Origin of the sequence: Kocuria oceani (assembly GCF_029524215.1) — a bacterium.
Lineage (GTDB): Bacteria > Actinomycetota > Actinomycetes > Actinomycetales > Micrococcaceae > Kocuria > Kocuria oceani.
The window spans coordinates 16,654-30,243 of record NZ_JARAMH010000003.1 but is presented as its reverse complement, the minus strand read 5'-3'; the positions used below and the strand labels follow the sequence as shown (position 1 = coordinate 30,243).

The following is a 13,590-nucleotide window of genomic DNA, read 5'->3' as shown; positions in this document are numbered from 1 at the left end:
TCACATGCCGACCGAGGCGAGGAGGTGCCCGACCTCGGTCCGGGACAGCTTGCGGATGGTGCCCTGGCGCTGGTCGCCGATCCGGATGGGACCCACCTGGGTGCGCACGAGCTTCTCCACGGGGTGGCCCACGGCGTCGAAGAGCCGCCGCACGATCCGATTGCGCCCGGAGTGCAAAACGACCTCCACGAGGATGTGCCCGGGGGTGGAGTCCACGAGCCGGAACGAGTCGACGGAGGCGGGCCCGTCCTCGAGCTGGATGCCGGCTTTCATCGCGGCCCCGACGCCCTTCTCCATGGGCCCGCGCACCTGCACGAGGTAGGTCTTGGGCACCTCGTAGGAGGGGTGGGTGAGCCGGTTGGTCAGCTCGCCGTCGTTGGTGAGCAGCAGCAGCCCCTCGGTCTCGACGTCGAGGCGGCCCACGTGGAACACGCGCTCGTTCTTCTGCTGGTTCAGGTAGTCGGCCACGCACGGGCGGCCCTCGGGGTCCTCCATGGTGGAGAGCACGCCCTCGGGCTTGTTGAAGGCGTAGTAGACGAGGTTCTCGTCGAGCTGCACGCGCACGCCGTCCACGTGGATCTCGACGGTCGCCGGGTCCACGCGGATGCCGAGCTCGGTGACGGTCTCGCCGTTGACCTGCACGCGGCCGGCCTCGATCATCTCCTCGCAGACCCGCCGCGAGGCCACCCCGGCCTGGGCCATGAGCTTCTGCAGGCGCACCCCGTCCGGGTCGTGCTGGTCCAGCCGGTCCACCGGCGGATTCGTGGGACGGCGGCGACGGTGCGGCGGGCGGTAGGGCGTGGCCGGCATCCGCCGGGCGCTGCGCTCGGAGGAGGCGAACGGCCGGGGACCCCGGTCCTGGGTCCCGCCCTTGCCCGCGCCCTTCGAGGCGCCGCCCTTCGCGCTGCCGCCCTTGCCGGCGCCGCCCTTCGCGGCGCCGCCGCGCCCGGAGCCGGCCGGGGCCGCGCCGCGGCCGGTGCCGCCGCGCCCGCCCGGGACGGACGGGCCGCCCTGGCCGCTCCGGGGCTTCCCGCCCTGGGAGCCGGGGCCGCGGCGGCCGCCGGGTCCGGGGCGGCCGGATGATGAACGTGGTGTGGCCATGGTGGTGTCTCAGTCCTCGTAGTGGTCGATCTGATCGATGCCCGGCAGGTGCGGGGCGATGTCCGGGAGCTCGTCGAGCGACCCGATGCCCATCCTCTCCAGGAAGAACGTGGTGGTGCCGTAGAGCACCGCCCCGGACTCGCCGTCCCGCTCGAGCTCGCGGATCAGCCCCCGCTGCACGAGGGTGCGGACGACGCCGTCGACGTTCACCCCGCGGATCGCGGAGATCCGTGCTCGGCTCACGGGCTGGCGGTACGCCACCACGGCCAGGGTCTCCAGGGCCGCCTGGGACAACCGGGCGGTCTGCCCCTCCGCGACGAACGCGGAGACGACCGGGGCGAACTCGCTGCGGGAGTAGATCCGCCATCCGGCACCGGTGCTGCGCAGCTCGAAGCCGCGCGGCTCCAACGTTCCAGCATACCCCAGATCCGCGGCCCGTCCGTCGTACTCCGCGCGCAGCCGGTCCAGGACCCGTTGCACCGAGGCGACGGGGACCACGAGCGCGGCGGCGATCTGGTACTCGCCGACGGGCTCCTCGGCGACCATCAGGATCGCCTCGACGGCGGCCTTCAGGCCCCCGGGCAGGGCCTCGAGGTCCGGCCCGGCCTCCGGCACGGCGCTCACGCGGGCACCCCCGCCGCGGACCCCACGGACGAGGGGACCGGGTCGGCCGCCGGTCCGGGCGCGCCGGCGCCGGCCACGCCGGTGTCGTCCGTGGTGAGGCGCTCGACGGTCCACCCGCTGCCGGCTCCGGTCCAGCGCACCGTGAGCTCCCCCAGCGGGGCCTCCTGGGACAGCTCGATCACGGCGTCCCGGAACATCTCCAGCAGCGCCAGGAACCGGACGACCACCGCCAGGGTGGACCCGGCCTCGGCCACCAGCGCGTGGAAGGAACGCGGCCGGCCGTCGCCGAGCAGGACCACCAGGGCCTCGGCCTCGTCCCGGACGGAGACGGCGGCCCCGTGCAGGTGGTCGACGCCGACCTCGGGGGGCGTCCCCGGTCTGGCCGCGAACACCGCACGGGCGATCTCGGCGAACTGTTCGGGGGTGGTCCGCCAGTCGAGCTCGGGCAGGACGGCGGCGACCTCCGGGTCCAGCGGCACCACCCGGGGCAGGCGGGCGGACTCGGCCCGCAGCCGTTCGTCGAGCAGACCGGCGACCTCCTTGAAGGCCTTGTACTGCAGCAGCCGGGCGAAGAGCAGGTCCCGGGCCTCCAGCAGGGCCACGTCCTCCTCGTCCTCGACCTCGCCGCGCGGCAGCAGCCGGGCGGCCTTGAGGTCCAGGAGGGTGGCGGCGACCACGAGGAACTCGCTGGCCTCGTCGAGGGCGCGGACCGACCCGGACTCGTGCAGGGCCCGCACGTACTGGAGGAACTCGTCGGTGACGGTGGACAGCGCGATCCGGGTGATGTCCATCTCGTGCTTGGCGATCAGGGAGAGCAGGACCTCGAAGGGCCCGGCGAAGTCCTCCAGCTGCACCGTGAAGCCGCCGGGCCCGCTGGGCTCCGGCAGCTCCTCGGGGTGCATCAGGGCGCGCCGCCGCGCGAGATCAGCTCCCGCGCCAGCTGGCGGTAGGACTCCGCGCCCTGGTGGGCCGTGGCGAAGGAGAGGATGGGCTCGGCGGCGACCGTCGCGTCCGGGAACTTCACGGTGCGCTTGATGACCGTGTCGAAGACCTTGTCCCCGAACGCGTCGACGATCCGGGCCATGACCTCCCGGGAGTGCAGCGTCCGGGAGTCGAACATCGTGGCGAGCACGCCGTCGATCTGCAGGCGCGGGTTGAGCCGGTCCTGGACCTTCTCGATGGAGTCCACGAGCAGGGCCACGGCGCGCAGCGCGAAGAACTCGGCGATGAGCGGGATGACCACGCCGTGGGCGGCGGTCAGCGCGTTGACGGTCAGCAGCCCCAGCGAGGGCTGGCAGTCGATGATGATGACGTCGTAGTGCTCCTCGAGCTTGCGCAGCGCGCTGGCCAGGACCTGCTCCCGGGCCACCTCGGTGACCAGCTGCACCTCGGCCGCGGAGAGGTCGATGTTGGCGGGGAGCAGGTCCACGCCCTCGACGTCGGTCTCCTGGACCACGTCCCACACGTCCACGGAGCGGTCCATCATCACGTTGTAGACCGTCAGCTCGAGCTCGTGCGGGTTCGCGCCGAGGCCGGCGGAGAGCGCACCCTGTGGGTCGAAGTCGACGAGCAGGACCTTCCGACCCAGCTCCGCCAGCGCGGCCCCGAGGTTGATGGTGGACGTGGTCTTGCCCACCCCGCCCTTCTGGTTGACCATCGCGATGATCCGGGCGGGCCCGTGGGCGGACAGCTCGGGCGGTTCGGGGAAGTCGCGGACGGGACGGCCGGTGGGGCCCAGGGCTCCCGCCGCGGTCTCGCCCGTTCCGGGGATCCTCTCGTCGCTTCGCTGGCTCACTCGTGGCACCGCTCTTTCGTTCGTGGTCGCTGGCGCGCCCGGGCCGGCCCGGGCGCGGGGCGGCCCGGGCCGGTGGGGCCGACCTGGGGTTTTCCTGGACTCGATCAGCTACCAGGGTACCGCCGCCGCCTGCCGGTCCCGAATTGCCGGGGCGGCGGGGCGAGGCCGGGAGACGGACGGACCGCGCCCGCCGGACCCGGTGGGGTCCGGCGGGCGCGGTCGTCCCGTCGGCAGGAGTCGGTGCTCAGCGGGTGCCGGCGGCGGCCTCGACCTTCTCGGCCACGGAGTCCTCGACACGGGCGCCGTCGGCGCCGGCGTCCTGCTCGGGGGCGCCGTGCGAGTGGGCGGCCATGGTGGACTCGTCGAACCGGTCCTGGCCGGAGAGCACGCGCTCGACCTGGTCGAGGTCGAGCTCCCGGGTCCACTTGCCGATCAGCAGGGTGGCGACGGCGTTGCCCGTGAAGTTCGTCAGGGCGCGGGCCTCGGACATGAACCGGTCGATGCCCACGATGATGCCCACGCCGTCGACCAGGTCCGGGCGGTGCGACTGCAGCCCGCCGGCGAGGGTGGCCAGTCCGGCGCCGGTGACGCCGGCGGCGCCCTTGGAGGCGATGATCATGAACACCAGCAGGGAGATCTGCTCGCCCAGGGCCAGGGGGTTGCCCATGGCGGAGGCGACGAACAGGGCGGCCATGGTCAGGTAGATCGCGGTGCCGTCCAGGTTGAAGGAGTACCCGGTGGGGACCGTCACGCCGACCACGGGCTTGGAGACGCCGGCGTGCTCCATCTTGGCGATCAGCCGCGGCAGGGCGGCCTCGGAGGAGGAGGTCGAGAAGATCAGCAGGTACTCCCGGGCCAGGTACTTCATGAGCCGGAAGATGTTGATCCCCGTGACGGCCTTCAGCAGACCGCCCAGGACCACCACGATGAACAGGACGCAGGTGAGGTAGAAGGCGATCATCAGCGTGGCCATGGAGATGATGGCCTGCACGCCGGTCTCCCCCACCACGCCGGCGATCGCGCCGAACGCACCGATCGGGGCGACCCACATGACCATGATCAGGATCCGGAAGACCAGGGCCTGGATGTAGCCGACGGCCTTGAGCACGGGCTTGCCGGCCGGGCCCATCTGCTGGAGGGCGAAGCCCACGATGAGGGCCACGAAGAGGGTCTGCAGGATGTTGCCCTCGGTCAGCGAGGACAGCAGGGTGGTGGGGATGATGCCGAGCAGGAACCCGATCGTCCCGCCCTCCCCGTCGCCGTGGCCGGTGTCCGTGATCTCGTACTCGGAGCCCTGGATGTTCAGGCCCTCGCCCGGGTGGATGAGGTTGCCCACCAGCAGCCCGATGGCCAGGGCGGCGGTGGACATCGCCATGAAGTAGGCCAGGGCCAGGCCGCCGACCTTGCCGACGGTGGCCGCCTTGGCGATGGAGCCGACGCCCAGCACGATCGTGCAGAAGATGATGGGGGCGATCATCATCTTGATCAGGGCGATGAACGCGGTGCCGATGGGCTTGAGCGTCTGGGCGAACTCGGGGGCCACGAGGCCCAGCACGGCGCCGGCGACGACGGCGACGATCACGAAGACGTACAGGTAGTGCGTCTTGTCCTTCTTCTGCTTCTGGACGGGCCGTTGCGGGTCGACGGGTTCCGTGGCGACGGTGGCCATGCTTCTCCTGACGGTGCGGGTGGAGGGTGCGGACGGACGGTGCCGGCGGGCGGCGCCGGGAGGCGCTGCCCGGAGCCCGGGACCGGGCTGTTGTGACGAGTCTCACCGGCCGCCGCGGCCCTGTCGCGTTGTGGTCATAATGGTCGTGACGCCCACCACAACCGGAGCACGGGCTGAGGGCACCGGCGGGTGGCACGGGCAGGAGGGGAGGAGGCGGGCATGTCGTTGGCCAGGCGCTTCCTCCTCCTCCAGCTGGTCGTCGTGGCGGTCGTGACCGTCGCGGTCTCCCTGGTCCTGTTCGCCCAGGAGCGGCAGGCGGTCCGGGAGCGCGCCGAAGCCGTGACCCGGGCGGTGGCCACGGCCCTGGCCGACGACCCCTACGTCCTGGAGGCCGCCGGCACCCCGGACCCGCACGCGGCCCTGCAGCCGCTCACGGACCGGCTGCTCGAGGACACGGACCTGGACTTCGTCACGATCATGGCCCCCGACGGCACCCGCTGGACCCACCCCTGGCCGTCCTCGGTGGGCGACCCCTACCGGGGCGACCGCTCGCACGCGCTCGCCGGGGAGGTCTGGACCAGCACGGAGCGGGGCAACCTCGGCCCGTCCGTGCGCACGATCGCCCCCGTGCGGGACGGGGACGGGACGGTCGTGGCGCTGGTGGCCACGGGGGTGCTGCTCGAGGCGCTCTCCGAGCAGGCGCTCGCCCAGCTGCCGGCCGTGCTCCTCGTCGGGGCGCTGCTGCTCGCCGCCTCGGCCACGGTCGCGGCCCTCGGGGCGCGCTACCTGGGCAGGGTCACGCACGGCTGGGGTCCGGAGGAGCTCGCCCAGGTCCATGCGCTGCACGACGCCGTGCTCAACGAGGCCACCGAGGGCCTGCTGCTCGTGGACCCCTCCGGCGCGGTCCCGGTGCTCAACGCCCGCGCCCGCGAGCTGCTCGGGATCGCCCCGGACGCGGCCGGGCCCGGCCGGCGCAGCGCACCGCCCGTCGAGGCGCTGGGCCTGCCCCCGGCCCTGGAGGCCGTGCTGCGCTCGGGGGCGTCCGTGCAGGAGCAGTGGGTCGTGGTCGGGGAGCGCACGCTCATCGTCTCGAGCCTGCCGGCGGGCGGGGCGCTCGCCGGGCGGGGCATGGTCGTGATCCTGCGCGACCACACCGAGATCTCCCGGCTCTCCGGGCAGCTGCGCGCCACCTCCGCCCTGGCCGGGGCCCTGCGGGCGCAGACCCACGAGCACGCCAACCGGATGCACACGGTGGTCTCGCTGCTCGAGCTGGGGCGCGAGGCGGAGGCCCTGGACTTCGCCTCCGCGGACCGGCAGCGCACCCAGGGGCTGTCCCAGGACCTGCTCGCCCGTCTGGAGGACCCCTTCCTCGCCGCCCTGCTCGTGGGCAAGACGGCCGCCGCCCACGAGCGCGGCGTGGAGCTGGAGGTCGCCGTGGGCCCGGACGTGCCGCACGTCCCGGTCTCCCCCGCCGACCTCGTGACCCTCGTCGGCAATCTCGTCGACAACGCCGTGGAGGCGGCCGCGGCCAACGCCGACCGCGTCCGCCCCGTGGTCGAGGTGGAGATCGTGGGGGCGCCCGACGACGCCGACCCCGCCCTGGACACGGTCGTGGTCACCGTGGCCGACACCGGCATGGGCGTTCCGGAGGAGCTCGCCCAGGACGTCTTCGAGCCCGGGGTCAGCACCAAGCCCGCCGGACCCGAGGGCCGGGGCGTGGGCCTGCACCTGGTGCGCGAGGTCGTGGAGCGCTGGGGCGCCCGGATCGAGCTGGGCAACGACGGCGGGGCCGTGTTCACCGTGACCATCCCCGTCCCCCGGGACGCCGTGCCGGAGCAGGTCCCGTGACCGGGACGGTGCGGGTCCTCGTCGTGGACGACGAGCCCCTGACCGCCGCCGCCCACGCGGAGTACGTCGAGCGCTCGCCGGGCTTCCGGGCCGTGGCCACCGCCGTGTCCGGGCACACGGCGGTGCAGGCCGTGCAGGCCGCCCGCCGGGCGGGCCGGCCCGTGGACCTGGTGCTGCTGGACGTCAACCTCCCGGACATGTCCGGGCTCGAGGTCGCGCGCACCCTGCGGGCGCGCGGGGAGTCGGTGGACCTGCTGGTGATCACCGCGCACCGGGACGTGGCCACCGTCCGCGAGGCGACCACGCTCGGCGTGGTGGGCTACCTCATCAAGCCCTTCACCTACGCCGTGTTCGAGGAGAAGCTCGCCGCCTACCGCAGCTACCGCTCGGCGCTCGGACGGGCCGGGGCCGTGGGCCAGGCGGAGGTGGACCGGGCCTTCGCGGCCCTGGGCTCGCCGGTGCGCGCCGCCGCGCCCAAGGGGCTCTCCGCCCAGACCCTGGCCGCCGTCACGGAGCTCGTGCGCGGCGGCGAGTGGCTCTCCGCCGGGGAGGTCGCCGAGCGCAGCACGCTGTCGCGGGTGACGGCCCGGCGCTACCTGGAGCACCTGGCCGACCGCGGCCTCGTGCGCCGTCGCTCCCGCTACGGCACCCCCGGGCGCCCGGAGCTCGAGTACGCGTGGGCCGGCTGAGCGGACGCCGCCCGGGACGTCCCCTGCGCGCACCGGCACGGTGCCCGCGTCGGCTCCGGTGCGTAGTCTTCTCGGGATCGACCCCATCCGCCGAAGGAACGAGGTCCTGGTGTTCGACGCCCCGAGCCTGATGTTCGCCGCCGCCGGTCTGGCCGTGTTCGCCGCCGCGCTGCTGCCGCGGCTGCTGATGCGCGCCCCCGTCTCGATGCCCATGGTCTTCCTGGGCACCGGCCTGGCCGTCTTCTCCGTGGCGGAGAACCTCCCGGACCCGGACCCGGTGGCCTACAGCGACATCACCGTCCACCTCAGCGAGATCTGCGTCATCGTGTCCCTGATGGGCGCCGGCCTGGCCCTGGACCGCCCCCTGGGACGCGTGCGGTGGGCCACCACCTGGCGCCTGCTGGGCGTCGTCATGCCGCTGTGCCTGGTCGGGCTCACCCTGCTCGGGTGGTCGGTGCTGGGGCTGAGCCTGGCCGGGGCCGTGCTCGTCGCCGCGGCCCTGGCCCCCACCGATCCCGTCCTGGCGTCCGAGGTCCAGGTCGGGCAGCCCTCGGAGGCCCAGGACGACCTCGACGGGGAGGACGAGGTGCGCTTCGGCCTCACCTCCGAGGCGGGGCTCAACGACGGACTCGCCTTCCCGTTCGTGTACCTCGCCGTGGCCCTCAGCCTCGTGGGGACCGCGCCCGCGGCGTGGCTGCCGCACTTCCTCCTCGTGGACGTCGGCTGGCGGATCGCGGTCGGGTGCCTCGCCGGCTACCTCGTGGGCAGGCTGCTGGGGCGGGTCTTCTTCCGCTCCCCGGTCGAGAGCATCCGCCTGGCCTCCCACTCCGAGGGCTTCGTGGCGCTCGCGGCGACCTTCCTCACCTACGGCCTCACCGAGATGGTGGAGGGCTACGGCTTCGTCGCGGTGTTCGTGTGCGCGCTCACCATCCGCGCCGGTGAACGGGCCCACGGCTACCACGGCGTGCTGCACAGCTACATCGAGCAGCTCGAGCGCCTGCTCACGGTGGTGGTGCTGGTGCTGCTGGGCGGGGCCGTCGCCCGGGGCCTGCTGGCCGGCCTCAGCTGGTCCGAGGTCCTGGTCGCCGCGGCCTTCCTCCTGCTCGTGCGGCCCGTCGCCGGGTGGATCGGCCTGGCCCGGGGCCGCACCGGCCCGTGGGAGCGCTGCGTCATCGCCTTCTTCGGCGTCCGCGGCATCGGCTCCGTCTACTACCTCGGCTACGCCCTGTCCGAGGGGGACTTCGCCGCCGAGGACCAGACGCTGTGGCGGATCGTGGGGCTGGTGATCGTCATGTCGGTCGTCCTCCACGGCGTCACCGCCGGACCCGGCATGGCCCTGCTCGACCGCGCCCGGCGGCGCAAGGCCGTGCGCGAGACCGGGACGGAGGCCGCCGCCCCCAGCACCCCCGTCTGAGCGGGGCCGCGCCGGTCCTCAGCGGGCGCGCGGGGGGCGCAGCACGCCCTCGAGGGCCTCCAGCACGGTGGAGTCCTCGATCGTGGAGGGCACCGTGTAGTCCTCGCCGTCCGCGATCTGCCGCATGGTCTTGCGCAGGATCTTGCCCGAACGGGTCTTGGGCAGCCCCTCCACGACCGCCACGTCCTTGAAGTCGGCGACCGCCCCGATCTGCCGGCGCACCAGCGCCACCAGCTCGTCCCGCAGCTGCTCCTCCGGCGCCTCCACGCCGGACTTGAGCACCACGTAGCCGGCCGGACGCTGGCCCTTGAGCGGATCGGCCACCCCGATCACCGCGCACTCGGCCACGGCGGGGTGGGAGGCCAGGACCTGCTCCATCGCGCCGGTGGAGAGCCGGTGACCGGACACGTTGATCACGTCGTCGGTGCGCCCCATGACGTAGACGTAGCCGTCCTCGTCGATGTGGCCGGAGTCACCGGTCGCGTAGTAGCCCGGGAAGGCCGCGAGGTAGGAGTCCACGAAGCGCCGGTCGGCGCCCCACAGCGTGGTCAGGGTTCCCGGGGGCAGCGGCAGGCGCAGGGCGATGTTGCCCTCCTCGCCGGTCGCGACCGGCTGCCCCAGCGGGTCCAGCACCTCCACCCGGTAGCCGGGCACCGGCACGGACGGCGAACCGGGCTTCAGGGGCAGGCGCTCGATCCCGAAGGGGTTCGCGCAGATCGCCCACCCCGTCTCCGTCTGCCACCAGTGGTCGACCACCGGCACGCCCAGCACCTGGGAGGCCCAGCCGTAGGTCTCCGGGTCCAGCCGCTCCCCCGCCACGAACAGCGCCTGCAGGGAGCCGATGTCGTGCCGGCGCACCAGCTCGCCCTCGGGGTCCGCCCGGCGGATGGCGCGCAGGGCCGTGGGGGCGGTGAAGAGGACCTTCACGCCGTGGTCCTCCACGCGCCGCCAGAACGCGCCGGCGTCCGGGGTGCCCACCGGCTTGCCCTCGTAGAGCACGGTCGTCGCACCGGCGAGCAGCGGGCCGTAGACGATGTAGGAGTGCCCCACCACCCATCCCACGTCGGAGGCCGTCCACATCACCTCGCCGGGGCCGACATCGTAGATGTGGCGCATGGACCAGGTCATGGCGACCGCGTGCCCGCCGTTGTCGCGGACCACACCCTTCGGGGCGCCGGTGGTCCCCGAGGTGTAGAGGACGTACAGCGGGTCGGTGGCCGCCACGGGCACCGGCGCCGCGGGTTCGGCGCCCTCCACGGCGGCGTCCCAGCCCAGCCACTCGACCGCGGGCTGCTCGCCGTGCCCGGCCCGTTCCCTGGCCTGCTCCACGGTGGTCTCGAAGCCGGGGCGCTCGTGCACGACCACCGTGCCGGGCTCGTGCCGGGCCAGCCGCAGGGCCTCCTCGATCGCGGGGATGTACTCGATCCGCCGCTTCGGCTCCAGCCCGCCGGTCGTGGTCACCACCACCCGGGGCCGCGAGTCGTCGATCCGTGCGGCCAGCTCCTTCGGGGCGAACCCCCCGAAGACCACGGAGTGCACGGCGCCCAGGCGGGCGCAGGCGAGCATCGCCACGGCGGCCTGGGGGATCATCGGCAGGTACACCAGCACCCGGTCCCCGCGGCCCACCCCCCGCGCCGCGAGCGCACCGGCGAACAGCGCGACCTCGTCGCGCAGCCTGGCGTAGCTGTAGCGCTTCTGGACGCCCAGCAGCGCGGAGTCGTAGACCAGCGCCGTGCGCTCGCCGTGGCCGGCCTCCACGTGCCGGTCGAGGGCGTTGTAGGAGGTGTTGAGCTCACCGTCGGGGAACCAGCGGTAGAGCGGGGCCATGGCCGCGTCGAGGGCCACGGTGGGCTCGCGCGTCCAGTCGACGGCCCGGGCCGCCTCGAGCCAGAACCGCTCCGGGTCCCGGACGCTGCGGCGGTAGACCTCCGCGTAGTCCTCGGCCTGCGTGGTCTGCTGCTCGGTGCTCATGGGTCCTCCCGGGGCGTCGCGGTCCTGGCGGCCACCCTAGTGGCGCAGATCACAGACGACAAGATCGGTGTATACATCGACGCGTCAATATCGCAGTACGACGGGAACCTCTGGCCTCTGGGTCACAAATGTGTATACACTGACGAGGACGTGTGAGGTCGGTCACCGAAGGTCCCTGCCGATTCGCCGGCTGGGCCGCAGAAGCGAGGAGAGAGCCGTGCGCGCCAGCGACCGCGCCTACGAGGCACTGCGGGAGGACATCGTCGAGTGGCGGCTGCTCCCGGGCCAGGTGCTGGGCGAGGTGGAGCAGTCGGAGCGGTTCGGCATCTCCCGCACCCCCATCCGGGAGGCGCTGAGCAGGCTCACCGCCGACGGGCTCGCCGAGGCCCACCGGGGCCGCGGTGTGGTGGTCTCCCAGGTCTCGCTCGAGGACGTCCGCGCCCTGTTCGAGCTGCGCGAGGCCCTCGACTGCCGGGCCGCCCGGCTGGCGGCCCGGCGCCGGGACCCCGCCGAGTTCCAGCGTCTGGCCACGGAGCTCGAGAGGTGCGTGGACCGGCTCCACGGCCCGAGCACCGACGACCGCTCCGCCTACTACGAGCTCGTGGAGCGCATGGACCGGGCCGTCGACGACGCCACGGCCAACCCGTACCTCACCGCCGCCCAGCGGTCCCTGCGGCTGCACCTGGCGCGCGTGCGCAAGCTCTCCCGGACCAATCCGTCCCGTCTGGCGCGCGCCGCCGCCGAGCACGCCCAGATCGCGCGCGCCATCGCGGAGGGCTCCGAGGAGCTGGCGGAGGCCGCCACCCGGGTGCACCTGGCCAACTCGCTGCACGCGGTCCTGACCACCCCCGTCCGCGAGTGGGTCCAGCCCGCTCCCCCGCTCGACGCCGCCGGCTGAGCGGCGGGCCCGACCTGCGTCCGCGCCCGGCCACCGTCCGTCCCCACGAGAGGAACCTCCATGACCGTCATCCATTCCGTGCACGTCCACCCGTCCGCCGACAACCTGCCCCGGCAGGACCAGCTGGCCTGGAATATGGCGGAGGTCGCCGCGGACCCGGTCGCGGTGAGCGAGGAGGTGACCGAGATGGTGATCAACCGCATCCTGGACAACGCCGCGGTGGCGATCGCCTCCCTGAACCGGGACCCCATCGTCTCGGCCCGGGACCAGGCGGCCGCCCACGCCCGGACCCCGGGCGGGTCCGGGTCCGCCCTGTACGGGGTGGACGCCGCGGCCACCAAGGTCTCCCCGGAGTGGGCGGCCTGGGCCAACGGGGTGGCGGTGCGCGAGCTCGACTACCACGACACGTTCCTGGCCGCGGAGTACTCCCACCCCGGCGACAACATCCCGCCGATCCTGGCCGTGGCCCAGCACGTGGGCGCCACTGGGGCCGATCTGGTGCGCGGGATCGCCACCGGCTACGAGCTGCAGGTCGACCTGGTGAAGGCCATCTGCCTGCACCGGCACAAGATCGACCACGTCGCCCACCTGGGCCCGTCCGCGGCCGCGGGGATCGGCACCCTGCTGGGCCTTCCGGTGGAGACGATCTTCCACGCGATCGGCCAGGGCCTGCACACCACCACCGCCACCCGCCAGTCCCGCAAGGGCGAGATCTCCACCTGGAAGGCGCACGCCCCGGCCTTCGCGGGGAAGATGGCCGTGGAGGCCGTGGACCGCGCGATGCGCGGGCAGACCTCCCCCACCCCCATCTACGAGGGCGAGGACGGGGTGATCGCCTGGATGCTGGACGGCCCGGATGCCTCCTACGAGGTCCCGCTGCCGGCCCCGGGCGAGGCCAAGGCCGCGATCCTGGACACCTACACCAAGGAGCACTCGGCGGAGTACCAGGCCCAGGCCTGGATCGACCTGGCCCGGAAGCTGCACCGGGAACGGCCCGAGCTGGCCGATCCGGCGCGGATCGCCTCGGTGGTGCTGCACACCTCCCACCACACCCACTACGTGATCGGCTCCGGGGCCAACGACCCGCAGAAGTACGACCCGGCCGCCACCCGGGAGACCCTCGACCACTCGATCCCCTACATCTTCACCGTGGCGCTTCAGGACGGGGCGTGGCACCACGTGGACTCCTACGCCCCCGCCCGGGCCTCCCGGCCCGACACCGTCGAGCTGTGGCGCAAGGTCACCACCGCCGAGGACGCGGAGTGGACCCGCCGCTACCACTCCCTGGACCCGGCCGAGAAGGCCTTCGGCGGCCGGGCCGAGATCACCCTGAAGGACGGGTCCACCGTGGTCGAGGAGATCGCGGTGGCCGACGCCCACCCGCTGGGCGCCCGGCCGTTCGCCCGCGCCCAGTACGTCACCAAGCTGCGCACCCTGGCGGCCGGGATCGTGGCCGACGCCGAGCTGGAGCGCTTCATCGCCGCCGCCGAGAACCTGCGCGAGCTCGGCCCCGGGGAGCTCGACGCCCTCAACGTCACCGCGGACGTGGACCTGGCCACCGGCACGAAGGGAATCTTCTGA

11 protein-coding genes are annotated in these 13,590 nt (G+C 73.6%); 5 read left to right on the top strand and 6 right to left on the bottom strand.

The window, feature by feature from the left end:
* From PU704_RS03855 to PU704_RS03835, 5 genes are all read right to left on the bottom strand, one after another.
* Window positions 1-1,101 (bottom strand): pseudouridine synthase, encoded by a 1,101-nt coding sequence (locus PU704_RS03855; protein WP_277550244.1) that lies wholly within the window; start codon window positions 1,099-1,101, stop codon window positions 1-3.
* A 9-nt stretch (window positions 1,102-1,110) separates the two neighbouring features.
* Window positions 1,111-1,725: an SMC-Scp complex subunit ScpB gene (gene scpB, locus PU704_RS03850; protein ID WP_277550243.1), complete on the bottom strand. Its 615-nt coding sequence runs from the start codon at window positions 1,723-1,725 to the stop codon at window positions 1,111-1,113.
* Complete coding sequence (locus PU704_RS03845; RefSeq protein WP_277550242.1) at window positions 1,722-2,627, bottom strand: segregation and condensation protein A; 906 nt, start codon at window positions 2,625-2,627, stop codon at window positions 1,722-1,724. The genes scpB and PU704_RS03845 overlap by 4 nt, the downstream gene beginning before the upstream one ends.
* A complete protein-coding gene (locus PU704_RS03840; RefSeq protein ID WP_047802989.1) occupies window positions 2,627-3,520 on the bottom strand; it encodes a ParA family protein in 894 nt (297 codons plus the stop codon). Before PU704_RS03840 ends, PU704_RS03845 begins: the two co-directional genes overlap by 1 nt.
* Before the next feature lie 244 nt (window positions 3,521-3,764).
* Entirely contained in the window at window positions 3,765-5,189 is a 1,425-nt protein-coding gene (locus PU704_RS03835; RefSeq protein ID WP_277550241.1) for a cation:dicarboxylate symporter family transporter, read from the bottom strand.
* Window positions 5,190-5,408: 219 nt separating this feature from the next.
* Here PU704_RS03835 and PU704_RS03830 point away from each other — a divergent pair, with 219 nt between their 5' ends.
* The 3 genes from PU704_RS03830 to PU704_RS03820 all read left to right on the top strand — a co-directional run bounded on the left by PU704_RS03830 (window position 5,409) and on the right by PU704_RS03820 (window position 9,140).
* A complete protein-coding gene (locus PU704_RS03830) occupies window positions 5,409-7,037 on the top strand; it encodes a sensor histidine kinase (protein WP_277550240.1) in 1,629 nt (542 codons plus the stop codon).
* The gene (locus tag PU704_RS03825) at window positions 7,034-7,726 is read left to right on the top strand and encodes a response regulator (protein WP_277550239.1); all 693 of its coding nucleotides are present in this window, start codon (window positions 7,034-7,036) and stop codon (window positions 7,724-7,726) included. The genes PU704_RS03830 and PU704_RS03825 overlap by 4 nt, the downstream gene beginning before the upstream one ends.
* A gap of 109 nt (window positions 7,727-7,835) precedes the next feature.
* Window positions 7,836-9,140 carry a cation:proton antiporter gene (locus PU704_RS03820; protein ID WP_277550238.1) on the top strand — a complete coding sequence of 435 codons (1,305 nt, stop codon included), beginning with the start codon at window positions 7,836-7,838 and terminating at the stop codon, window positions 9,138-9,140.
* 18 nt (window positions 9,141-9,158) lie between these two features.
* On the opposite strand, the gene PU704_RS03815 is transcribed toward PU704_RS03820, so the two are convergent.
* Window positions 9,159-11,111 (bottom strand): AMP-binding protein, encoded by a 1,953-nt coding sequence (locus tag PU704_RS03815; protein WP_277550236.1) that lies wholly within the window; start codon window positions 11,109-11,111, stop codon window positions 9,159-9,161.
* 217 nt (window positions 11,112-11,328) lie between these two features.
* Here PU704_RS03815 and PU704_RS03810 point away from each other — a divergent pair, with 217 nt between their 5' ends.
* Together PU704_RS03810 and PU704_RS03805 are read left to right on the top strand one after the other, a co-directional pair.
* Window positions 11,329-12,009: a GntR family transcriptional regulator gene (locus PU704_RS03810; protein WP_047802972.1), complete on the top strand. Its 681-nt coding sequence runs from the start codon at window positions 11,329-11,331 to the stop codon at window positions 12,007-12,009.
* Window positions 12,010-12,069: 60 nt separating this feature from the next.
* Window positions 12,070-13,590: an MmgE/PrpD family protein gene (locus PU704_RS03805; protein ID WP_277550235.1), complete on the top strand. Its 1,521-nt coding sequence runs from the start codon at window positions 12,070-12,072 to the stop codon at window positions 13,588-13,590.